Source organism: Pseudomonas sp. HP_08, assembly GCF_055284095.1.
The window spans coordinates 145,228-167,752 of the sequence record NZ_JBTOQC010000001.1; the positions used below are offsets into that span (position 1 = coordinate 145,228).

Genomic DNA, 22,525 nt, shown 5'->3' on the forward strand with positions numbered 1-22,525 from the left:
GCGCCCGGCAACTGAAAACAAGAGAGAAAACACTATGGATTACGACCTGATCATCGTCGGCCTGGGACCGGTGGGCGTTACCGCCGCCAACCTCGCAGGCACCTGGGGCCTGCGCACGCTGGTGCTGGACAAGAGCGACAGCGTTTATCAGAACCCGCGGGCCATGGGCATGGACCACGAGGCCATGCGCACCTTCGACAACATTGGCCTGGCCGACGCTATCGCCGAACATGTGATGCCGTATCGCGCCTCGCATTACCTCAATGGTGAGGCGCAGCTGATCAAGCACATCGACGCCGCCAAGCCGCCGTTCCAGCTGGGCTGGGCGCCGAACTACGTGTTCTCGCAGCCGCCGCTGGAGCGCGCCTTGCGCAGCAACCTGCAGCACTGGCCGCACGTCGAGGTGCGCCTGGGCCGTGAGGTGCTCGGTTTTCAGCAGCGCGAAGGCCAGGTCAGCGTCAGCTTCAGCAACCCTGATGGCACACAGGAACACGCCAGCGCCGCTTACCTGCTGGCCTGCGACGGCGGCACCAGCCCGATCCGCATGCACTTGCAACTGAACATGGAAGACCTGGCCTTCGACGAGCCGTGGCTGGTGGTCGATGTGATGCTCAAGGAAGGCGCCGGCGACAGCTTGCCGGTGACCAACGTGCAGTACTGCGAAACCGGGCGGCCGAGCACGTTCGTGGTCGGGCCGGGCCGGCACCGGCGCTGGGAGTTCATGATCAACGACGACGAATCGCCGACCGAAATCATGCAGCCCGAGTCGATCCAGAAACTGATCTCGCGCTGGCTGCCGGCGCAGGACTACGACATCTGGCGTGCGTCGAGCTACCGCTTTCATGCACTGATCCTGGAACAGTGGCGGGTCGGCAACCTGTTCTTCCTTGGCGATGCCGCGCACATGACCCCGCCGTTCCTGGCGCAAGGCATGTGCCAGGGCATTCGTGATGCGATGAACCTGATCTGGAAACTGGCGCTGGTGCGGCGCGGCGTCGCCACGCCGACGTTGCTCGACAGCTATCAGGTCGAACGCGCGCCGCATGTCAAACGCACCACGGAAGTTGCCAAGGAGTTCGGCCAGACCATCTGCGAACGCGACCCGGTGCGCGCCGTCGAGCGTGACCGGGTGCTGCTGGCCAGCCTGGAAAGCACACCCAGCGGCACGATTCGCCAGTCGCTGATTCCGGGGCTCAAGGGCGGCTTTATCGACGGTCAGGCGCCGGCGGGCGAGCTGTTCCCGCAGCCACGGGTGACCGACTGCAAGGGCCGCGAAGACCTGCTTGATCGCTTTACCGGGCAGAGTCTGCGGCTGGTGATCGGTGAAGGGTTTGCCGCCACCGAGGTGCTGTTGAGTGCGCTGCAAGACAGCCTGGCCGGGCAGGATATTCCGGTCAGCGTGGTGCAACTGAGCGCGCAGCCATCGAATGCACACCAGTACCGTGAGCATGACGGCGTGCTGGCCAGCTGGATGGCGCGGCATGGTTGCGAAGTGCTGCTGGTACGCCCGGACCATTACGTCTACGGCGGCGCCAACGACCTTGAACAGGCCGTGCAATTGATCCGTCAGGCATTGGGCCGCTTGCGCGGTTGATCTCGGTTTGACGCCGCGCTGTCGCGCAGCAAACATCGGACCGGTAGGAGCGCGCTCTGCCCGCGACCGGCTGCGCTAGCAGTCGTAAATTTTCAGCGTTTCGCAGAGTTTTGTGAGCGCTTTGCGCTCAATCGCGGGCAAAGCGCGCTCCTACAGACGGTGAATTTTAAACTCAATAAAATCAATAACTTATTTTATGCTTGATGAGAGGCAGCTCTGCTGACGATTGCTGCGGTACAGTCGCTAAAATGTGCCAGCTTTACTGGCCTCCTCGTCGGTATGCCGCCCAGAGCAGAGCTCCCTCCTACAATGACCGTGTTGCCACCCATCAATCGGTGTCAGGTTTTACGGGTTACTGCAACGTCGAATGCTGCTGGCGCAGCACGTCAGTGACGTTTTTCAGGGTGCCGCCGATGTGGTTGCCCAGCATCTGCGTCGAGGCTTCGATGTCGCGGGCCAGCACCGCGTCCATCAACACCTTGTGCTCGTCGCCCTTGTGGCGTTCGACCTTGCGGTGCAAGGCCGAGAAGCGCCGGTAGCGCTCGGCCTGGTCGAACAGCGAGTCGATCAGGCGCAGCAGCATCACCGACGGGCAGGCGGAGAACAGGGCGAAGTGGAACGCCTTGTGACGCACCGACCAGTCATCGTCCAGCGCCACCGAAATACTGCCCAGGCGCTTCTCGACCACACCGAGCCGATGGTAGGCGCCCAGCACGCTGGCCTCCCAGGCATCGTCGCCATGGCGGATAGCATCGGCCAGCGCTTCGCATTCGAGCAGGCGGCGCAGTTGGGTGATCTGCTGGAAATCTTCGACCGACAGCTTAGCGACGCGAAAGCCCTTGTTCTCGACGGCCTCGACGATGCCTTCCTGGGCCAGGCGATTGAGCGCTTCGCGAATCGGTGAGCTGCTCAGGCCGTAGTTCTGCGAGAGCTCGGCCACTTTGAGTTTTTCGCCGGGGGCCAGGTCGCAGCAGATGATCGACTTTTTCATCTGCTGCAAGGCCACCTCGATGAGAGAGCCGCTGTGTGGAGTAAGCATGTCAGTGGGTATCCATGGATGTTGCACGCTTGTCGATTTTATGCACAAAGGAAACTTTGTGCAATTTTTTGACATCATTCAAGCCTGAAATATCCCAACGCCTCGCGCCGTTGCCCGGCCAGTTGTTCCAGCTCATGGCTGGCCTGACGCAAGCGCACGCTGCGAGCCTGGCCCTGCACCGCCGCCTCACGCACGCACAGCATGCTGCGGCTGACCTCACCGGCCCTGCGGTTCTGTTCTTCGGTGGCGCTGGCGATCTGCAGATTCATGTGATGAATGGTCGCCACATCGCTGCTGACGCCACGCAGCGAATGAATGATCCGCGCCCGAATCAACCAGGCCGCAACGGCGCCAAGCAGCACCACCAGTACGGTCAGGCTTGCGGCGAGCAACGCCGCTTGCGCCTCTCCAAGGCCTTGCAGCAGGCGCTGCACCTCATCCTGATCGGCCTGGCGACCTTCCAGGCGATAGCTTTTTTCAGCGATGCGGGTCGCGAGAATCGCTTCGTGCACGCTGACAATTCTGTGCAGCCGGCCCTGGCCTTCGAACACCGCTTGCAGGTTGCCGGCAATCGCCGCCGCGAGCAGCACGCTCAACCCGCACAGCAGGCTGAAACCCAACGCCAGCAGGGTGCCGATGGACAGCGATCGCAGCGGCGCAGACATAGATTTCATCTTCTTGTGCTTCCTATGGCATTCCAGTGGTGGCGCCGTTGGCGGCAAGTCTTGGTTTTTTGCTTGACTTCCCTTCCTCAGGCATCCTATTTTTGTGCACAAAGCATAACAATAAGCAAAAAAGAATTAATAATGCACAAAAATAAAAGCATCATCTGAAGCCACCGTGCTCACAGATGGAACCCCCTGTAACAACAATAAAAATGCAGACGAGGTATCCATGAACATCCAGCAACGCCACCGCGTTACACCGGTTTTCACCCGGCGTACGGTCAACACCCTGAGCGCCGCCATCGCCCTGTGTTCGGCCAACGCCATGGCTTTCACCTTCGATACCGGCATCGACGGGCTCACCACCCGCTGGGACAACACCGTCAAGTACAGCAACGCCTGGCGCCTCAACGAGCGTGCCGACAACGTCATGTCTTCGGCGTCCAACCCCAACGTCGACGACGGTGATCGCAACTTCAGTACCGGCCTGATCTCGAACCGTTTCGACCTGCTCTCGGAGCTGGACATCAAGTACAAGGATGTCGGCGCGCGCATCAGCGGCGCGGCCTGGTACGACACCGTGTACAACGAGCGCAACGACAACAATTCGCCCGGCACGGCCAACCCGGTGAGCGTTCGCTACAACGAATTCACCCGCAAGACCCGCGACCTGCACGGCCGTGACGGCGAGTTGCTCGACGCCTTTGTCTACGGCGCCACCGACATCGGCTCAACCCGCTTGTCGGCACGCCTGGGTCAGTTCAACCAGATCTACGGCGAGAGCCTGTTCTTCGGCGCCAACGGCATCGCCAACGCGCAAAGCACCGTCGACCTGGTCAAGCTGCAATCGGTGCCCGGCTCGCAGTTCAAGGAAATCCTGCTGCCCACCGAGCAGTTCTCGTTCAACTGGCAACTGACCGACACCGTCAGTGTCGGCGCCTACTACCAGTTCGAGTGGAACAAGACCCGCCTGCCCGGCTCCGGCAGTTTTTTCAGCGCCGGCGACTTTGTGGGCGATGGCGCCGAAAGCATCTATTTCGCCGGCGGCCGCTTGCTGCGTGGCAGCGACATCAAGGCCCGCGACTCAGGCCAGTTCGGCGGCCAGATCCGCTTTGCCCTGCAGGACTGGGAGTTCGGCCTGTACGCGGCGCGCTATCACGACAAGACGCCCGTGTTTTACTGGCGCCCGGGCTTTCTGGGCGGCGACGACAGCTTCGTCAACGTCTACCCCGAAGACATCAAGACCTACGGCGCCAGCTTCAGCACCTTGGTGGGTGAAGCCAATATCGCCGGTGAAATCTCGATGCGCGTCGACACGCCGCTGGCCGCCAACGGCGGTGTCGTGGTCACCGGCGACATGACCGCCAACAACAGCAGCCGCGCGCTGTACCCGATCGGCGACTCGCTGCATGCACAACTGTCGATGGTCAATGTCTACGGCGGCACCGCGCTGTGGGACGGTGCCTCGCTGGTCGGCGAGGTGGCCTTCAACCGGCGCCTGAGCGTCAAGCGCAACGCCGAACGCCTGGACCCCAACAGCACCCGCGATGCCTATTCGGTGCGCGCCACCTTCGAGCCGCAGTACTTCCAGGTGTTTCCCGGCATCGACGTGCAGTTGCCGATCACCGTGGGCTACACCCCTTACGGTCGCTCGTCGGTGACCCCGCAGGCGTTCGCGCCCGAGCACGGTGGCGACATCACCCTGGCGCTCAAGGCCGACTATCAGAAGCAATGGTACGCCTCGCTCAGCTACACCAATTTCTTCGGCGACGGCGGCCCCATCGTCGGCCAGGACAACAACTACACCTTCGAGCAAACCCTGAAGGACAGAGACTTCATCGCCTTTTCGATCCAGCGCACTTTCTGATCCACGGAGAACAATAAGATGAAAAGACAAGTTCTGCTGCTGACTGCCCTGGCCGCCAGCCTGATCGTCGGCACCGCTATTGCGGCGGTCTCGCCTGAAGAAGCCGCCAAGCTCAAGACCTCTCTTACCCCGCTGGGCGCCGAGCGTGCCGGTAACGCCGACGGCAGCATTCCGGCGTGGACCGGCGGACTGAGCAAAGACATCGCCGGCCCCAAGTTCGGCGATGTGCCGGCTGACCCGTTCCCCGGTGAAAAACCGCTGGTGCGCATCACCGCCGCCAATGCCAGCCAGTACGCCGGCAAGCTCAGCGAAGGCACCCAGGCGCTGTTGCAGAAATACCCCAACAGTTTTTTCATCGACGTTTACCCCACCCATCGCACCGCGGCCGCGCCGCAATGGGTGTATGACAACACTGCCGCCAACGCCAGCAAATGCCAGCTCACCGAAGCCGGCTTGTCGGTGCAGGGCTGCTACGGCGGCATTCCGTTCCCGATTCCGAAAAACGGCAACGAGCTGATCTGGAACTCGCTGCTGCGCGTCGAGGCCGAGTCCATCGAAATGGGCTACCGCAACACCATCGGCAACGCCGACGGCTCGCGGACCATGGCCAGCCGGGGCGTCGAGAACTGGCAATACCCGTACTACTACAAAGACGGCAGCGCCGAGAAATGGCCCGGCCAGTATGTGCTGCTGCGCTTTATCACCAACGAGCCGCCGTTCAAGGCCGGTGAATCGCTGGTGACCCACGACAGCATCAACGCCGCCAGCCCCCGCGATGCCTGGCAATACCTGGTCGGCCAGCGCCGGGTGCGCCGCGCCCCGACCGTGGGTTACGACACCCCCGATTTCGTCGCCTCCGGCGCCAACTACTTCGATGAGGTGCACGGCTTCATTGGCCACCCGGACCGCTACGAGTGGAAGCTGATCGGCAAGAAAGAAATGTACGTGCCCTACAACACCAACAACTTTCACGCCCAGAAACCTGAGGATGTGAACACCAAAGACGTACTCAACCCCGAGAAGCTGCGCTGGGAATTGCACCGCGTCTGGGAAGTCGAGGCCACCGTTGCGCCCGGCAAACGTCATGCCGTGCCCAAGCGGCGCTTCTACATCGACGAAGACAGCTGGACGGTAGCGATGGTCGATGGCTACGACGCGCAGGGCAAACTGTGGCGGGTCAATCAGGTGCTGCCGTTCGTGGTGCCGTCGATCCCGGCCGTGGTGGTCAAGCCGGTGGTCATCTACAACCTGCAAGCCGGGACCTACAGCGTGGTGCAGGGCCTCAATGGCGAGCGCTATTCGGTAGTGCCGCGCAAGCCGGAGAACTTCTTCACCGGCAATGCGGTGGCGTCGGACTCCGCACGCTGACCCAGCCTCAAGGGCGGGCCTGCGTGCCCGCCCCTCGTTCGAGGATTCAACGATGCAACGATTTCCAGTCAGCCTGCTGACGGCATGCCTGTGCCTGCACGCCATGACCAGCAGCGCCCAAGAGGCGCCGGTGCTTACCGAGCCACTGCAACAACCGGCCCTGGTCAGTGCCCTGGCGCAACGCTCGCTGATGCTCGACGTCACCCGCGCCGGCAACGCCCTGGTGGCGGTCGGCGAGCGCGGTTTTATCGTACGTTCCGAAGACAATGGCCAAACCTGGCAGCAAGTGCCAGCGCCGGTCAGCGTGACCCTGACCCGCGTGACATTTCCCAGCGCCGAACAGGGCTGGGCCATCGGGCATGCCGGCGTGATCCTGCACAGCAATGACGGCGGGCGCAGTTGGCAGTTGAAACTGGACGGCCGCGAAGCGGCGCAATTGCTGGTGCAGGCCGCCGAGCAAAACCTGGCGGCTGAACCTGGCGCGGCGGCCGAGCGACGCTTGAGCGATGCACGCAATCAACTCGCCGACGGCCCGGACAAGCCGTTTCTGGCAGTGCATTTTTTCGACACGCAACGCGGCCTCATCGTCGGCGCCTATGGTCTGGCCTTTGCCACCCAGGACGGCGGCGCGCACTGGCAGCCGGTCGACCGGCAACTGGACAACCCCGGTGCGCTGCACCTGTACGCCATCCAAGCACTGGGCGATGCCGTGTTCATTGCCGGCGAGCAAGGCCTGCTGCTGCGCTCCAGCGATGGCGGCGCCAGCTTTCAGGCGCTGGATTCACCGGCCAGCGGAACCTTGTTCGGGCTGGTCGCGGCAGGCCCGCAACGCCTGCTGGCGTTCGGGCTGCGCGGCAAGATTTTCCTGTCCGACGATGCCGGCGACAGCTGGCAAGGCATCGCCAACCCGCAACCGATCACCCTCACCGCCGGTACGCGCCTGAGCGATGGCCGCGTGGTGCTGGTCGACGAATCCGGCCGGCTGCTGGGCAGCAACGATCCGCTACAGGGTTTTAGCGCCACACCGCTGGCTGAGCCGGCCTACCTCACCGGCATCACCGAATTGGCCGACGGCCAGGTGCTGGTCAGCAGCGCGCGCGGCTTGTCGCGGCTGAGCCTGGACGCACAGAGCCTTGATCCACAGAAGCGGAGCACGCCACGTGAACAGTAACGTTAACCCCCCGACGTCTGGCAGCGACTCCACGATCAGCCTGTTCGACCCGCGCTCCGGCGGGCTGCCCGAGCGAGTGCTATTCCGCTTTCGCTGGCTGATTGTGCTGCTGTGCCTGCTGGCCAGCGCACTGCTCGGCTGGCAGGCGCAGCACCTGCGCCTGAGCGCGGCCTTCGAGAGCATGATCCCGGTGGATCATCCGTACATCGAGAACTACTTCAAGTACCGCAGCCAGCTTGGCGAAGGCGGCAATACCTTGCGCATCGCCGTGCGCAGCAACGGCGCCAGCATCTATGACGCCCAGTACCTGGAAACCCTCAAGCAGCTCAACGACGAGTTGTTCCTGCTCGGCGGCGTCGACCGCCCGTATATGAAATCGCTGTGGACGCCGGCCACCCGCTGGATCGGCGTGACCGAAGAAGGCTTCGACGGCGGCCCGGTGATTCCTGAGGATTACAACGGCTCGCCGGCCAGCATCGAACAGGTGCGGCAGAACGTCGAACGCTCCGGCGAGATCGGCAGGCTGGTGGCGCCCAACCTGCGCTCCAGCGTGATCATCGTGCCGTTGCAAGACACCGCCAACGGCCAGGCGCTGGACTATCAAGCGCTGTCGCTGCAACTTGAAGCACTGCGCAGCAAGTACAGCAACGCGCAGGTCGACATTGCGATTACCGGCTTTGCCAAAGTGGTCGGCGATCTGATGGACGGCCTGGCGCTGATGCAGTTGTTCTTCGCCGGCACCCTGCTGATTTGCGCGCTGGTGTTGTACTGGTACACCCGTTGCGTGCGCAGCACCTTGCTGGTGCTGCTGTGTTCGGTGATCGCCGTGATCTGGCTGATGGGCCTGCTCGCAACGCTGGGCTATAGCCTGGACCCGTACTCGATTCTGGTGCCGTTCCTGATCTTCGCCATCGGCCTGTCGCATGGCGCGCAGAAGATGAACGGCATCATGCAGGACATCGGTCGCGGCGCCGACAAACTGACCGCCGCGCGCCTGACCTTCCGCCGCCTGTTCCTCACCGGCGCCATGGCCCTGCTGGCCGATGCGGTGGGCTTTGCGGTGCTGATGATCATCAACATCCCGGTGATTCAGGACCTGGCCGTCACCGCGACCCTCGGCGTGCTGGTATTGGTGCTGACCAACCTGGTGCTGCTGCCGGTGTTGCTGTCGTACACCGGCGTCAGCAAACAGGCCGCGCAACGCGAGGCCGACGCCGAACAACGCGCCACCCGCGATGTGCTCAACGAGCGCAATGCGCTGTGGGCGTTTCTCGATCTGTTTACCCGTCCGGGCCGCTGGAGCAACGGCGCCCTGTTGATCGCCGCCGCGCTGGCAGTGGCAGGCTTTGCGGTCAGCCTGCACCTGAAAGTCGGCGACCTCGACCCCGGCGCGCCAGAGCTGCGCCCCGAGTCGCGCTACAACCTGGACAACGCGTTCATGGTCAGCAACTACGCCGCCAGCAGCGACAAATACGTGGTGATGGTCAAGACCCCGCAGTACTACTGCGCCAACTACGAAACCCTGGTCAAGGTCGATGCCCTGGAAGCGCGCCTGCAACAACTGCCCGGCGTGGTCTCGACCACCTCGCTGGCCGCGCTGAGCAAACAAGCCGCCGCCGGCATGAACGAAGGCAGCCTGACCTGGTACGAGATTCCGCGTAACCAGGGCCTGCTCAACGCGATCATCACCCGCGCACCGCGCGAGCTGTTCAACCAGAACTGCGACCTGCTGACCCTCAACGTGTTTCTCGCCGACCACAAGGCCGACACCCTGACGCGGGTGGCCAATACCGTCGAGGCGTTTGCGGCGGCCAATAACAGCGAAACCCTGCAATTCATGTCGGCGGCCGGCAACGCCGGGATCGAGGCGGCGACCAATATCGTGGTCAAGAAATCCAACGTGCAGATGCTGCTGATGGTTTACGCGGCGGTGACACTGCTGTGCTACATCACCTTCCGCTCGTGGCGCGCGGTGGTGTGCACAGTGCTGCCACTGATGCTCACCTCGATTCTGTGCGAGGCGCTGATGGTCGGGCTGGGCATTGGTCTTAAGGTCGCCACCTTGCCGGTGATCGCCCTGGGCGTGGGCATTGGCGTGGACTATTCGCTGTACATTCTCAGCGTCACGCTGGCCAACTTGCGCCAGGGCATCGCGCTGTCGCGGGCCTACTACCTGGCGTTGCTGTCGACCGGCAAAGTGGTGGTGCTGACCGGCGTGACCCTGGGCATCGCCGTGGCGACCTGGGCCTTGTCGCCGATCAAGTTCCAGGCCGACATGGGGATTCTGCTGGCCTTCATGTTTATCTGGAACATGCTCGGCGCCCTGATCCTGACCCCGGCGCTGGCGCGGTTGCTGCTGAACGGTGAAGGTGCCCGGAAGATTACCTGAAAGGCTCGCGAATGCCTGGGCCGGATCACCACGCATCTACTGGTTTTCTGGTCCTTTCGCGAGCTGGCGCTCGCTCCTACGGATTTTGGGGGTGGCCTGGTATTGAACACGACACACATTGCGTAGGAGTGAGCGCAGCTTGCGAAAGGGTCAGTGAAACCAGCACATTTGCGGTGACTGCACCTTCGCCTTCGCGAGCTACCGCTCGCTCCTACGGAAACACGACACACATTGCGTAGGAGTGAGCGCAGCTCGCGAAAGGGCCAGTGAAATCAGCACATTTGCGGTGACTGCACCTTCGCCTTCGCGAGCTACCGCTCGCTCCTACGGTTTCAGCGCCTGTCGGATTCACGCCAGATTCAATAGCCTGATCTCGCGAATCTCGATGTGTTCCCACACACGTTCAAGCACATACGGTTCATCCGCCAGCCAGCGTTCGATGTCGGCGCGGCTGTCGAACGCCAGGTGGACGTTGGAGCCGATCATCTTGCCCTGTTCGTCGAGCAGCACACCGCCGCCCAGTAGCCGGCCTTCGCCAGCCAGTGCCTTGAGGCGTTCAAGGTGGCGTTCGCGGCAGGCCAGGCGACGGTCCAGCGCATCCGGGTAATCGTGGGCAATCAGTGCAAAAGGCATAGCAATTCCTGTGAGTGGATAAGGCTTTCAGTGGCGCTGGACGGAGGGCTGGAGCGCAGGCGCCATAGCGGTTTCACTGGCCGGGCGTGAGAGCATCGCGGCGATGGCGGCAATCAGTGCCAGGCCGCCCATGAAATAGCCGACCGGCAACCAGCCGCCGCCCGGTGTCAGCAGCGCGTAGCACAGGCTGGGCGAGAAGCCGGCGATGATGAAGCTCAGTTGCGTGGCCAGGCCCACACCGGTGTAGCGCACGCGGATGCTGAACATCTCGGCGTAGAACGATGGCCACAAGGCGTTCGGCGCGCTGTAGATCACGCCCTTGAGCAACACGGTGGCGAGGATGATCAGCGCGATATTGCCGGTGGTGATCGACCACATGAACACGAATACCCCGACGCTGCAGGCCAGCGAACCCAGCACGAAGATGCGCTTCTTGCCGATGCGGTCGGCCAGCAGACCGAACAGCGGCTGGCAGATCAGCGCCGCGACCTGGCTGGCGGCGATGGCCGAGAGCATCGAGGCACGGTCGATGCCCTGGTTATTGGTGCCCCACGACAGGCCGAAGATCATCACCAGCGACGACACCGAGCAGATCAGCGCGCAGCAGAACACGGTGATGAACGCACGCCATTCCTTGCTGAACATCTCGATCACCGGCGCTTGCTGCGCTTGGGCCTTGGCTGCCTGGTTGGCCAGAAACTCCGGGCTCTCGTCGACACCATGGCGAATGAACAAGGTAAAGCCGACCAGCACGGCGCTCAGCAGAAAGGGAATGCGCCAGCCCCAGGACAGCAGTTGTTCCTCGGACAGCATCGACAGCGGGATGAACACCGAGGTGGCCAGGATCGAACCCATCGATGCGCCGTTGATCAACCAGCTGGTGTAGAAGGCCTTCTTCTTGCCGGGCGCATGTTCCATGGTCAGCAGGCTGGCGCCGACCTGCTCGCCGCCGGCCGACAAGCCTTGCAGCAAGCGGCAGGCCACCAGCAGCCCCGGCGCCCACGCACCGATGCTGGCGTAGGTCGGCAACAGACCGATGGTGGTGGTGGCGATGCCCATCAGCAACAGGGTCAGCATCAGCACGTGCTTGCGCCCGAGGCGGTCGCCCAGGTGGCCGAACAGCAAGGCACCGATGGGCCGGGCGATGTAGCCGACGCCGAAGGTGGCCAATGCCGCCAGGGTGCCAGCCATCGGGTCGCTGGACGGGAAGAACAGCGTGCTGAACACCAGCGCCGCCGCCGAGCCGTAGATAAAGAAGTCGTAGTACTCGACCACGCTGCCCAGAAAGCTGCCAAAGGCAGCCTTGCGGGCCATGCGCGGATCTTTTGCGTGTGAAGTCGTCATGATTCAACCTGTACTTTTCTTGTCTTTATGAGGGTTGTAATGCGTGTTGCTGTCAGCTGCCGAACGGTGCCAGTTGGCTACCGCCGCACACATGCATCACCTCGGCGGTGATGAAGGCCGAGTCGCCAGAGGCCAGAAACGAGGTGGTGCCGGCGATGTCTTCAGGTGTGGTCAGGCGCTTGAGTGGCGTGCTGGCAATCGAGCCTGCGGCCATGCGTTCGAAGCTCTCGGCGTCGCGGCCATCGAGGGTAAAGGCCGACGGCAACAGGCCCGGCGCGATGGCATTGACCGTGACACCCAGCGGCGCCAGTTCACGGGCCATCGAGCGGGTCAGCCCGACCAGCCCGGCCTTGCACGCCACATAGGCCGGCGGGCCACCGGCGACCCAGCAACGCGAGACCATATTGATCACCCGCCCGCTACCTGCTTGAGCCTTCCAGTACGGGGCGACTTTCTGGCACAGCAAGGCCGGCCCGCGCAGGTTGACCGCCATCATGTGGTCCCACAGCAAAGGGTCGAAATCGAAGATCGAGCCGCGATGGTTGACCGCAGCGTTGTTGACCACCACGTCGATACGACCGAACGCCGCGCCAGCCTGTTCGACCATCGCGCTGATCGAAGCCTCGTTGCCCAGGTCGGCGTGCAGCGCCAGGGCGCGTTGGCCGGGCGCCAGTTGCAGGTCGGACACCTGCGCCTGCGCCGCTTCAAGGTTCAGGTCGACCGCAATGATGTCCAGGCCGTCGCGGCACAGGCGTGTGCAGATGGCACGCCCCAGTTCACCGGCAGCCCCTGTTATCAGCGCCACGCGGCGTTCAGCGTGAGAAGTGTTCATTGGCGCGATGCCTCGTTGTTGTCGTTGTGGGAGTGACGGACGTGGCAGACGAATCGCTCGACTGCATGTAGTCGCGAATCAGGTCGCGGTTGCGCAACAGCTTGTGGCGGTCGTCATGGCAGCTGGAAAAGTCTTCGATCGACACCCAGTCGGCAAAGCCATTGGCGGCCAGCGTGGCGAGCATGCTGCGCAGCGGCAGCACGCCTTCGTCCGGCGGGCACCAGTCCCATTGCCAGCCAAGCCCCGGTTCCAGCGGGCGGTAGGCAACATTCTTGACCTGCACATGAGCCAGGTGCTCGCCCATCAGGTCCAGCGACAACTGCACGTCTTCGCGGCCTTCGATGGCCAGGTTGCCGATGTCGTAGATGATGCCCAGATCGCTGGCCGGATAGTGCTCGGCGACGCGCATGGCCAGCGACGGGCTGGAGCAGATGGTGCGCTGATGCACTTCCAGCGCCAGGCGCACGCCCTGCGCTTGCGCATGCGGCAACAGACGATCAAGAAAGCGGCGCATGCGCGCATAGGCTTCGGGATAGCGTTCGTGTTCATAGCCCGGCGCCCACAGCCGCAGCCGTGCCTGATCGGCCATGGCGGCCAGGTCGATCAGGTGAAAGGCCGCCGGCAGATCACCGACCGCCAGGTACGGGCTCAGGCCGAAGATCTTCAGGCCCAGCGCCTGGCAGTGGCGCTGGATACGCCTCATGGCGACCTGATCGGGGGCGATGGTGCAGCGGTTGTTGTGCCGGGCATCCCAAGGCTGGCGCGGGTCGAGCTGGCCGGTGTCGGCGACCCGCCACTCGACGCCCTGATAACCCAGGCGGGCCAGTTCATCGGCCAGTGCTTCGGGGCTGAGGCTGGGCAACGAGGCGCTTGAAGCCCCCAGGCGCGGTGCGGGGTGCGTCATGAGGTTTTCCTTGAAGTTGTTATCGAGAACCTGAGCCGATACTAGGTCAAACCTCAAGTTGATTAAATTGATATAAAATCCGCGCTAATCAACCTGTGGGTTAACCCATCAAGAGCCCTGCGACATGAGCCAGTCCCCGATCAACCTTCGCCACCTGCGGGTATTTCTTGCCGTGGTCAGTGCCGGCAGCCTGGCCAGTGCTGCGCAACTGCTGCATATCACCTTGTCGGCGGTGTCCAAGAGCCTCAAGGAACTGGAACAGGAGCTGGGCACGCAATTGTTGATTCGCGGCCGCAAGGGCGTGCGCTTGTCAGCGGCCGGCGAGACCTTTCACAAGCATGCGGCCCAAACCCTGGCCAGTTTCGGCCAGGCCATGGACCCGACGCAAATGGCAACCGAGACCCCGCAACTGCTGCGCATCGGTGCCTTGCCCACCGCCGCCGGCTACATGCTGGCGCCGGTGGTTGCGCAGATGCGCGAGCTTTACCCGCATGTGCGGGTGCAGGTGTTGTCCGGGGTTTACGACTATCTGGTGGGCAAGTTGCGCACTGACGAAATCGACCTGATCGTCGGCCGCCTGATCGGCCGCGACATGCTCGGCGTGGCGTTCGAGGCGCTTTACGAAGAAGACCTGTTGATGGTGGTGCGCAAGGAGCATCCGCTGGCGGCACGCGAGCATTTGCGCCTTGATGACCTGCGCCCGTACGTGCTGATCGCCTCGCCGCAAGGCACGCTGGTGCGCATCAGCGTCGACAACTTTCTGCTGTCGCAAAACGCCGGCGCCGGCTTTCAGATCCTTGAGTCAGTGAGCGAAACCTTCTCGCGGGTGTATGTGCAGGACCATGACGCGGTGTGGTTCGTGCAGCGCGGCGTGGTCGATCTGGATGTGCGCCTGGGCATCGTGACGGCGTTGCCGTTCGCCAGCCCGCTGCTGCGTGCGCCGGTCGGCCTGACCACGCCGACCGACCGGCCGCTGTCCGAAGCCGCCGGGCATTTCACCCGCCTGTTGCGTGCGTGGAGGCAATGATGCTGACGTTGAACATTGGCCCTTTTGCTCTAGGCATGCACCATGCTTTGCTGCTGGCCTGCCTGCTTGTCGCCACGCTGACCGGCTGGTGGATGGGCCGGCGCCAGGGCTGCAACCCTGAACGCCAGCTGTTCAGGCTGTTGATCGCCGCGCTGGTGGTGGCACGGCTGGCGTTCGTGATTCGCTACTTCGAGCATTACCAGGGCGTGCTGTGGCGCATCGTCGATATCCGCGATGGCGGTTTCAGCGCGGTGCCTGGCCTGGTTGCCGCGTTGGCACTGGGCGGCTGGCAGCTATGGCGCAACCCCGGACTGCGCAAGCCGCTGGGCGTGGCAATGGCCGTGGGTGTGCTGGGCTGGGGCGGCGGTAATCTGATCCTGCAGAATCTGCAACGCGCCAGCTCGCTGCCTGAGCTGACCCTTTACGATCAACACGGCCAGCCCGCCGACTGGCGTAACCCGTCGGGCAAGCTGCGAGTGGTCAATCTCTGGGCCACCTGGTGCCCGCCGTGCCGACGCGAGATGCCGGTGCTGATGGCCGCCCAGGCCGAGCATGCCGATATCGAGTTTCTGTTCGTCAATCAGGGCGAGACACCCGACACCGTGCAGCGCTTTCTGAGCAGCCAGTCACTGAGCCTGCGTAACCTGCTGTTCGACCCGGAAGGCCAATTGGCGCGCAGTGCTGGCTCTGCCGCGCTGCCCACCACCCTGTTCTATGATGCCCAGGGCCGGCAGGTCGGCAATCATCTGGGCGAGCTGTCCGGCGCCAGCCTGGCGCAGGCGCTTGAAGCGTTGAGGGCGCAAGCGGCCCATTAGCACTCAGTCAGGCACCGGAATGCGCGTCACCGACTTGATTTCCTTGAGGGCCAGGCTGGACTGAATCGAGAGGATGCCCGGCTGGCAGCGCAGGACATCCTCGACGAAGCGGCCGTAGCTCTCAAGGTCGGTGGCCAGCACGTTGAGGTGGTAGTCCGCCTCGCCCGTCACCTTGTGGCACGACAGCACTTGCGGGTGTTGCAGAACGACCTGTTCGAATTGCGCCGCCACGTCGGTGTTGATCGCCGAGTGGTCGCCCAGCCGCACCTGAACGAACGCCAGCACATCGAAGCCCAGTTTGCGGCGGTCCAGATTGGCCTGGTAGTCGCGAATGATGCCCAGGTCTTCCAGGCGTTTACGTCGACGCCAGCACGGCGTCACGGTCATCGACAGTTTTTCGCCCAGCGCGGCGCTGGACAACGCGCCGTCGTCTTGCAGCAGGCGCAACAGCGAACGATCGACCCTGTCCAGTTCATCCAAAGCAATGACTTTGCCCATAACAGCCTCCAGACACCGATAGTTTGCTCGATGGTTGAATCAAGCCGTCGATAAAGCAAAGCATTTCTGCCGGATCAGCGCGAAAATTTTCCCGGTAGAAAATCCCTGTCCAGTCCAACAAGAGGCTTCGTCACGTGCTGACCATCTTCAGTCCCAGGCACCGCTTGCACCACGGCTCAGAACTCAAGGACGGCGTGATCAAGCCCTCCTTCGAAAACCCTCAACGCGCCGACACGGTGCTGGCCCGCGTGCAATCAAGCCGGTTGGGCGATGTCATTGCCGAAGCGCAATACGACCGCAGTTGCTATGTCGCCGCCCACAGCGAGCGCTATGTGGCCTTTCTGGAAAGTGCCTGGGGCGAATGGCGCGCCACGGGCAAGACCCATGATGCCTTGCCGCTGGTCTGGCCGGTGCGCGACCTGGCCATCACCAACCCGCCGGAGCACATCGACGGCAAGCTCGGTTTTTATGCCATGGATGCCGGCGCGCCGATCACCGCCACCACTTGGGAGGCCGTGCGCAGCAGCGCCAATGTGGCCCTGACCGGCATGGACCGGGTCATTCAGGGCGCCAGCGCCGCCTTTGCCCTGTGCCGCCCACCGGGCCATCACGCCGCGCGCGAATATATGGGCGGTTATTGCTACCTCAACAACGCGGCGATTGCCGCCGAACGGTGTTTGAGTGCCGGCGCCAAACGGGTGGCCGTGCTGGATGTCGACTTCCATCACGGCAACGGCACGCAGAACATTTTCTATGATCGCGCCGATGTGTTCTTCGCCTCGATTCATGGCGACCCGCGCGTCTCCTACCCGTACTTCTCCGGTTACCAGGATGAATCCGGGGTCGGCGCCGGCGCAGGATTCACCGCCAACTATCCGCTGGGCAAAGGCACGACCTGGGAGACGTACCAGCAGGCACTGGCGCACGCCCTGCAACGCATCGTCGATTACCGACCTGAGTTTCTGGTGATTTCACTGGGCGTGGACACCTTCGAAAACGACCCCATCAGTCACTTCCGCCTCAAAAGCGAAGACTTCACCCGCATGGGCGAACAACTGGCCAGGGCCGGCATTGCCACTCTGTTCGTCATGGAAGGCGGTTACATGGTCGATGAAATCGGCATCAACGCCGTCAACACCCTGCAAGGTTTTGAATCCAGTCGCTAAGGCCATGTGCCCGGATTGTTAGTGACTCCAGACCGTTGTTCGCTCACGCATTCATTCCAGTAAGCAATGGCCTGGAGGCCGGCGCGTGGGCGTGCCCTGACGTTTTTGAAGTGCCCCGACATAACAACAAGAGGCCTGTAATGAGTCAATATTCAAGCACGTCCCCCGTAGAAAAAGCGCACAACACAACCCTCAAGCGCACGCTTGAGAACCGTCATATCCAGTTGATTTCCATCGGCGGCGCCATTGGTACCGGGCTGTTCATGGGCTCTGGCAAAGTCATCGCCCTGTCCGGCACGTCGATTGTTCTGGTCTACGCGATCATTGGCTTTTTCGTGTTCATGGTCATGCGCGCCATGGGCGAGTTACTGCTGTCCAATCTGCAATTCAAATCCTTCGCCGACATCGTTGCGCAGTACCTGGGGCCGCGCGCCGGCTTCGTGCTCAGTTGGTCGTATTGGTTAAGCTGGTGTGTCGTCGCCATCGGTGATGTGGTGGTGGTCGCCGGCTTCTTTCAGTACTGGTTTCCCGAAGCCCCGACCTGGGTGCCGGCGTTTATCACCCTGCTGTTGCTGATCAGCCTGAACATGCTGGCGGTGAAGATATTCGGTGAAGTCGAATTCTGGTTTGGCCTGATCAAGATCATTGCCATCGTGCTGCTGATCGTCACCGCGTTCGTCATGATCGGCATGTCCTACACCTCACCCAACGGCGTGGTGGCCTCGTTGTCGCACATGGTCGAGCCCGGCGCGATGTTTCCCCATGGCCTGAGCGGCTTTCTGGCCGGTTTTCAGATCGCCATTTTTTCGTTTGCCGGCACCGAACTGATCGGCACCACGGCGGCCGAAGCGCGCAACCCCGAGAGGACGCTGCCCAAGGCCATCAACACCATTCCGGTGCGCATCCTGTTGTTCTACGTGTTGGCGCTGGTGTGCATCATCAGCGTGGTGTCCTGGGCCGAAGTGCCGGCCAATCGCAGCCCGTTCGTCGAGCTGTTTCTGCTGGCCGGTTTTCCGGCAGCGGCCGGCATGATCAATTTCGTGGTCCTGACCTCGGCAGCGTCCTCGGCCAACAGCGGCATCTACTCCGGCTGCCGCATGCTGTTCGGCCTGGCGCAGCGCAACCATGCGCCCGCGCTGTTCGCGCGGCTGTCCAGAGCCGGCACGCCGGTGCAAGCCTTGTTCTTCTCCGGCACCTGCATGCTGGCGGGCTTGTGCCTGCTGTTTCTGATTCCCGAGGTCATGGCCGTGTTCACGCTGGTCTCGACCGTCTCGGCAATCATCATCATTTTCACCTGGTCGATGATCCTGCTGTCCTACATCGCCTACCGCAAACACAACCCGCTGGCCCATCAACAATCGAAATACCGCATGCCCGGTGGCGTGTGGGCGGCCGTCATCACACAGGTTTTTCTGCTGATCGTGCTGGGCCTGCTGGCGCTGGAGCCCGACACCCGCGTCGCCCTTTACGTCATGCCGTTCTGGTTCCTGGCCTTGCTGCTCGCCTACCAGTGGCGCAGCAAGACAGCCGCACCCAATCCTGATTCCAATTCCGTATCCATGAACTGAGTGGAGGGCCTTATGACCCGTTTCGTCGATGTTTCTACAATGTCCCAGCTGGTTGAGCGCATCGGGCTTGCCCGCTTTATCGGTGAACTGGCCGATGAAATTGCCGATGACTTCAAGAAATGGCCTGAATTCGACAAGTCAGCCCGTGTTGCCAATCATTCGGCCACCGGCGTCATCGAACTGATGCCGGTCGCCAACACCCAACGCTATGCGTTCAAGTATGTGAACGGTCACCCCAGCAATACCCAGAACGGGCTGTACACGGTCATGGCCTTTGGTGTGCTGGCGGACGTCGACACCGGTTACCCGGTGTTGTTGTCCGAACTGACGGTCGCCACCGCCTTGCGCACCTGCGCCACCTCGCTGATGGCGGCCCGCGCCCTGGCGCGACCGAATGCGCAACGCATGGCACTGATCGGCAATGGCGCGCAAAGCGAGTTCCAGGCCCTGGCCTTTCACTTTCACCTGGGCATCAAAGAGATTGCCCTCTATGACGTCGACCCGCAGGCGACCGAAAAGCTGATCCGTAACCTGGCAGACTTTCCGTCACTGAAGCTGATCCGCGCCCGCTCGGTCGCCGAAGCCGTACGCGGTGCGGACATCGTCACCACCGTGACCGCCGACAAGGCCTACGCCACCATCCTGACCCCGGAGATGATCGAGCCGGGCATGCACATCAATGGTGTCGGCGGCGATTGCCCCGGCAAGACCGAACTGCATGCCGATGTGCTGCGCGCCGGCACGGTGTTCGTCGAGTACGAGCCGCAAACCCGCATCGAAGGCGACATTCAGCAGATGCCTGCGGACTTCGCGGTGACTGATCTGTGGCGGGTGCTGAACGCCGAAGTGCCCGGCCGGGTCAGCGACGCACAGGTGACGATCTTCGACTCGGTAGGCTTTGCCCTGGAGGACTACTCGACCTTGCGCTACATCAATGACCAGGCCGAACGGCTCAATCTCGGCGTCGGTATCGAGCTGGTTCCATGGGGCCGGGACGATGACGAGAACGATCCCAAGGACCTGTTTCGCCATACCCGCTCCTCCAGCCGCAAAGTGCGGCGTATCGCCTGACAAACCCGACAGCCCGCCTTGCAGCGGGCTGTTGTTGCTCAGATCCACTGATCGTTCACCGCCGTTCGCTCGCCGCCTTCATGGCCGGTGTTGAGCACGCCGCGAGGTTCGATCAGCAGCATCTTCACTTCCTGTTCGGCCCACGGTTTGTGCTCTATGCCTTTGGGCACCACATACAATTCGCCGCTATTGAGCAGCACATGGCCGTCGCGAAAATCGATGCGCAACGTGCCGTCGAGCACCAGAAAGGCTTCGTCGGTTTCGGGGTGGGAATGCCAGATGAAGTCGCCCTGGATACGCACCACCTTGAACTGGTAGTCGTTCATTTCGGCAATCACTTTGGGTGCCCACTGTTCGTTGAACAGCGACAGTTTGTGCATAAGGTTGATCGACTGGCTCACGGGGCGAAACTCCTGTTGGATGAAGTATCGCCAGCCTAATCAACAGGCCGGATCCGGCTCTTGTACGATCGTGCAACTTCAGCGCGATCGCGCCTGCATCTTCAGCCAGCGTGCCGGGCTTAACCCGTAGCTGTGGACGAAGTGCCGGGTCATATGGCTCTGGTCGAAGAAACCGGCGGCCAGGGCTGCGTCGACCAGATTGAAACCTGACCTGAGCAATTGCCGGCACAGGTCCAGGCGCCGCAAGGTCACGTAGCGATAAGGACTGGTGCCGTACAACGCCCGAAAATCGCGCGACAGGCTCCAGCGTTCGCGACCGCTGACCTGCTCCAGTTCTTCAAGGGTCACGCTGGCGCCCTGGCGGCCATGAATGTATTCCCGGGCACGCTCGGCGGCGCGGTAATCGAAGCGGCGCCGGGCCCTGGACTTTCCGGCCACGGCTTGCAGCGCCTGGGCCAGGTCGAACAGCGCGTCCTGTTCCTGCAAGGCCTCCAGCGGGCAATCCATGGCCTGCATGAATACATCGCAGGCGCGGTACAGACGAGCATCGGTGCTCAACGCGCCCTTGATGAACGGCAACGGCTGACCGCCCAGAATCTGCTGGATCAGCACCGGTTCGACGTAAATCATCCGGTAGCGAAAACCCGCTTCGGTGCCGGCCATGCCATCGTGCAGTTCATCGGGGTGCAGCACCAGCGTGCCGCCCGGCAAGCTGTGGCGCAGGGTTTTCTGGTACTCGAAACTCTGCACACCGGCCAGGGTGCGGCCAATGGCATAGGTGTCATGCCGGTGCGGGTCATAGCCATGACCACTGAAAAACGCCTCGATGCGCTCGATGCGCGTGGGCGATTCTCCGTGCTGTACCCAGTCGTGTGCACTCATGGCCGCGAGCTGCCTTGTCGGTTCTATTTCAGGTACGAACGCAGCAGCGTCGCAATCTGGTCGATCTCGGTCTGGCGCTGTTCGGTGCTCAGTTCGGCATCGCCCAGGTGGTCACGAATATGCCCTTCCATCACTTCGGCCATCAAGCCATTGACCGCGCCACGAATGGCGGCGATCTGCTGAAGAATTGCCAGGCAGTCCTTTTCCTGTTCCAGCGCAGTTTCCAGCGCCGTGGCCTGGCCCCTGATCTTGCGCACGCGGGTCAGCAGTTGTTTCTTGCCCTTGACGGTATGAGCCATTATCTTTCCTCGAAACTATACTGGGGTACAGTATAAAACCTGTTCATCTGGAGCATGCCGGCATGACCCTTCATACCTCGGAACGCTATCTGCATTCCCACCAGTTCCATCAGCCCGATCTGTCGGCCGAGCGTAAAACGCGGGTCGCAGTATGGGTCACGGCGGTGATGATGCTCGTGGAAATCGTGGGCGGTTGGCAATTCAATTCGATGGCTCTGCTCGCCGATGGCTGGCACATGAGCTCTCATACGCTGGCCTTGGGTCTGTCATTGCTGGCTTATGCGGCAGCCCGGCGCCTGGCGCACGACAAGCGTTTCACCTTCGGCACCTGGAAAATCGAGATTCTCGGCGGTTACTCCAGCGCCATCCTGCTGCTGGGCGTGGCCGGGCTGATGGTGTTTCAGTCCATCGAGCGGCTGTTGTCTCCGGGGCCGATTCGCTATGACGAGGCCATCGTCATCGCCGTCGTCGGGCTGGCGGTGAATCTGCTATGTGCCTGGCTGCTGCGCGACGACCATGCTCACCACCACGACCACGCGCATGATCACGGCCATGCACACCATCACGACCTCAACCTGCGCTCGGCCTATCTGCATGTGCTGGCCGATGCCGCCACCTCGGTGCTGGCAATCATTGCCCTGCTGGCAGGCAAATTCTGGGGCGCGGGCTGGCTTGACCCGGTCATGGGGCTGGTCGGCGCGATACTGGTGGGGGTATGGGCCAAGGGACTGTTGCGCGACACCGGCCGTGTGTTGCTGGATGCAGAAATGGACGCGCCGGTGGTGCAGGAAATCCGTGATGTCGTCGAACAGCTACCGGTTCCGGCAGGCATCACGGATTTGCATGTGTGGCGCGTCAGTAAAGACCAGTACGCTTGCGTGCTGACACTGGCCACCACCGCTGCGCTGGATGCCGACAGCGTGCGGCACGCGTTGTCCATCCATGAAGAACTGGTGCATGTGACGGTGGAAATCAACCGGCTTGAGGCGTGA

The 22,525-nt window shown here is 62.5% G+C and carries 21 protein-coding genes; 11 read left to right on the forward strand and 10 right to left on the reverse strand.

Translation table 11 applies throughout. The features are described 5' to 3' along the window. Positions 1-34 precede the first annotated feature (34 nt). Positions 35-1,594, forward strand: coding sequence for a bifunctional 3-(3-hydroxy-phenyl)propionate/3-hydroxycinnamic acid hydroxylase (locus ACYAS9_RS00725; protein WP_463566421.1), 1,560 nt, complete (start codon positions 35-37; stop codon positions 1,592-1,594). A gap of 352 nt (positions 1,595-1,946) precedes the next feature. Here ACYAS9_RS00725 and ACYAS9_RS00730 read toward each other — a convergent pair whose 3' ends face one another. Both ACYAS9_RS00730 and ACYAS9_RS00735 read right to left on the reverse strand, forming a co-directional pair. Next, entirely contained in the window at positions 1,947-2,633 is a 687-nt protein-coding gene (locus ACYAS9_RS00730; protein ID WP_463566422.1) for a GntR family transcriptional regulator, read from the reverse strand. 74 nt (positions 2,634-2,707) lie between these two features. Beyond that, positions 2,708-3,307: a hypothetical protein gene (locus ACYAS9_RS00735; protein WP_463566423.1), complete on the reverse strand. Its 600-nt coding sequence runs from the start codon at positions 3,305-3,307 to the stop codon at positions 2,708-2,710. 220 nt (positions 3,308-3,527) lie between these two features. Here ACYAS9_RS00735 and ACYAS9_RS00740 point away from each other — a divergent pair, with 220 nt between their 5' ends. The 4 genes from ACYAS9_RS00740 to ACYAS9_RS00755 are packed head-to-tail and all read left to right on the forward strand — an operon-like array spanning position 3,528 to position 10,093. Next, positions 3,528-5,165, forward strand: coding sequence for a DUF1302 domain-containing protein (locus tag ACYAS9_RS00740; RefSeq protein WP_463566424.1), 1,638 nt, complete (start codon positions 3,528-3,530; stop codon positions 5,163-5,165). 18 nt (positions 5,166-5,183) lie between these two features. Next, positions 5,184-6,533, forward strand: coding sequence for a DUF1329 domain-containing protein (locus ACYAS9_RS00745; RefSeq protein ID WP_463566425.1), 1,350 nt, complete (start codon positions 5,184-5,186; stop codon positions 6,531-6,533). Positions 6,534-6,585: 52 nt separating this feature from the next. Then, complete coding sequence (locus tag ACYAS9_RS00750) at positions 6,586-7,704, forward strand: WD40/YVTN/BNR-like repeat-containing protein (RefSeq protein WP_463566426.1); 1,119 nt, start codon at positions 6,586-6,588, stop codon at positions 7,702-7,704. After that, a complete protein-coding gene (locus ACYAS9_RS00755; RefSeq protein ID WP_463566427.1) occupies positions 7,694-10,093 on the forward strand; it encodes an efflux RND transporter permease subunit in 2,400 nt (799 codons plus the stop codon). The genes ACYAS9_RS00750 and ACYAS9_RS00755 overlap by 11 nt, the downstream gene beginning before the upstream one ends. A gap of 348 nt (positions 10,094-10,441) precedes the next feature. On the opposite strand, the gene ACYAS9_RS00760 is transcribed toward ACYAS9_RS00755, so the two are convergent. From ACYAS9_RS00760 to ACYAS9_RS00775, 4 genes are read right to left on the reverse strand one after another with little or no spacing between them, the layout of a single operon-like run. After that, on the reverse strand, positions 10,442-10,726 hold the full coding sequence (locus ACYAS9_RS00760; protein ID WP_463566428.1) for a YciI family protein: 285 nt from the start codon (positions 10,724-10,726) through the stop codon (positions 10,442-10,444). A gap of 27 nt (positions 10,727-10,753) precedes the next feature. Continuing rightward, the gene (locus ACYAS9_RS00765) at positions 10,754-12,070 is read right to left on the reverse strand and encodes an MFS transporter (protein WP_463566429.1); all 1,317 of its coding nucleotides are present in this window, start codon (positions 12,068-12,070) and stop codon (positions 10,754-10,756) included. Between the two features lie 52 nt (positions 12,071-12,122). Then, entirely contained in the window at positions 12,123-12,902 is a 780-nt protein-coding gene (locus ACYAS9_RS00770) for an SDR family NAD(P)-dependent oxidoreductase (RefSeq protein ID WP_463566430.1), read from the reverse strand. Further along, positions 12,883-13,806: a sugar phosphate isomerase/epimerase family protein gene (locus tag ACYAS9_RS00775; RefSeq protein ID WP_463566431.1), complete on the reverse strand. Its 924-nt coding sequence runs from the start codon at positions 13,804-13,806 to the stop codon at positions 12,883-12,885. Before ACYAS9_RS00775 ends, ACYAS9_RS00770 begins: the two co-directional genes overlap by 20 nt. Positions 13,807-13,930: 124 nt before the next feature. Here ACYAS9_RS00775 and ACYAS9_RS00780 point away from each other — a divergent pair, with 124 nt between their 5' ends. Both ACYAS9_RS00780 and ACYAS9_RS00785 read left to right on the forward strand, forming a co-directional pair. Then, positions 13,931-14,833, forward strand: a complete 903-nt coding sequence (locus ACYAS9_RS00780) for a LysR substrate-binding domain-containing protein (RefSeq protein ID WP_463566432.1) — start codon at positions 13,931-13,933, stop codon at positions 14,831-14,833. Continuing rightward, a complete protein-coding gene (locus tag ACYAS9_RS00785) occupies positions 14,833-15,648 on the forward strand; it encodes a TlpA family protein disulfide reductase (RefSeq protein WP_463566433.1) in 816 nt (271 codons plus the stop codon). Before ACYAS9_RS00780 ends, ACYAS9_RS00785 begins: the two co-directional genes overlap by 1 nt. Positions 15,649-15,651: 3 nt before the next feature. On the opposite strand, the gene ACYAS9_RS00790 is transcribed toward ACYAS9_RS00785, so the two are convergent. Beyond that, positions 15,652-16,146, reverse strand: a complete 495-nt coding sequence (locus tag ACYAS9_RS00790) for an Lrp/AsnC family transcriptional regulator (RefSeq protein WP_463566434.1) — start codon at positions 16,144-16,146, stop codon at positions 15,652-15,654. Between the two features lie 134 nt (positions 16,147-16,280). Between ACYAS9_RS00790 and ACYAS9_RS00795 the strand changes: the two genes are divergently transcribed. From ACYAS9_RS00795 to ACYAS9_RS00805, 3 genes are all read left to right on the forward strand, one after another. After that, complete coding sequence (locus tag ACYAS9_RS00795; protein ID WP_463566435.1) at positions 16,281-17,312, forward strand: histone deacetylase family protein; 1,032 nt, start codon at positions 16,281-16,283, stop codon at positions 17,310-17,312. A 140-nt stretch (positions 17,313-17,452) separates the two neighbouring features. Then, a complete protein-coding gene (locus ACYAS9_RS00800) occupies positions 17,453-18,880 on the forward strand; it encodes an amino acid permease (protein WP_463566436.1) in 1,428 nt (475 codons plus the stop codon). A gap of 12 nt (positions 18,881-18,892) precedes the next feature. After that, a complete protein-coding gene (locus tag ACYAS9_RS00805) occupies positions 18,893-19,951 on the forward strand; it encodes an ornithine cyclodeaminase (RefSeq protein WP_463566437.1) in 1,059 nt (352 codons plus the stop codon). A gap of 38 nt (positions 19,952-19,989) precedes the next feature. Here ACYAS9_RS00805 and ACYAS9_RS00810 read toward each other — a convergent pair whose 3' ends face one another. From ACYAS9_RS00810 to ACYAS9_RS00820, 3 genes are all read right to left on the reverse strand, one after another. Further along, positions 19,990-20,331: a cupin domain-containing protein gene (locus ACYAS9_RS00810; RefSeq protein ID WP_463566822.1), complete on the reverse strand. Its 342-nt coding sequence runs from the start codon at positions 20,329-20,331 to the stop codon at positions 19,990-19,992. A gap of 99 nt (positions 20,332-20,430) precedes the next feature. Continuing rightward, a complete protein-coding gene (locus ACYAS9_RS00815) occupies positions 20,431-21,234 on the reverse strand; it encodes an AraC family transcriptional regulator (RefSeq protein ID WP_463566438.1) in 804 nt (267 codons plus the stop codon). Positions 21,235-21,257: 23 nt separating this feature from the next. Further along, positions 21,258-21,533, reverse strand: a complete 276-nt coding sequence (locus ACYAS9_RS00820) for a metal/formaldehyde-sensitive transcriptional repressor (RefSeq protein WP_463566439.1) — start codon at positions 21,531-21,533, stop codon at positions 21,258-21,260. A 62-nt stretch (positions 21,534-21,595) separates the two neighbouring features. Here ACYAS9_RS00820 and dmeF point away from each other — a divergent pair, with 62 nt between their 5' ends. Then, positions 21,596-22,525, forward strand: coding sequence for a CDF family Co(II)/Ni(II) efflux transporter DmeF (gene dmeF / locus ACYAS9_RS00825; RefSeq protein ID WP_463566440.1), 930 nt, complete (start codon positions 21,596-21,598; stop codon positions 22,523-22,525).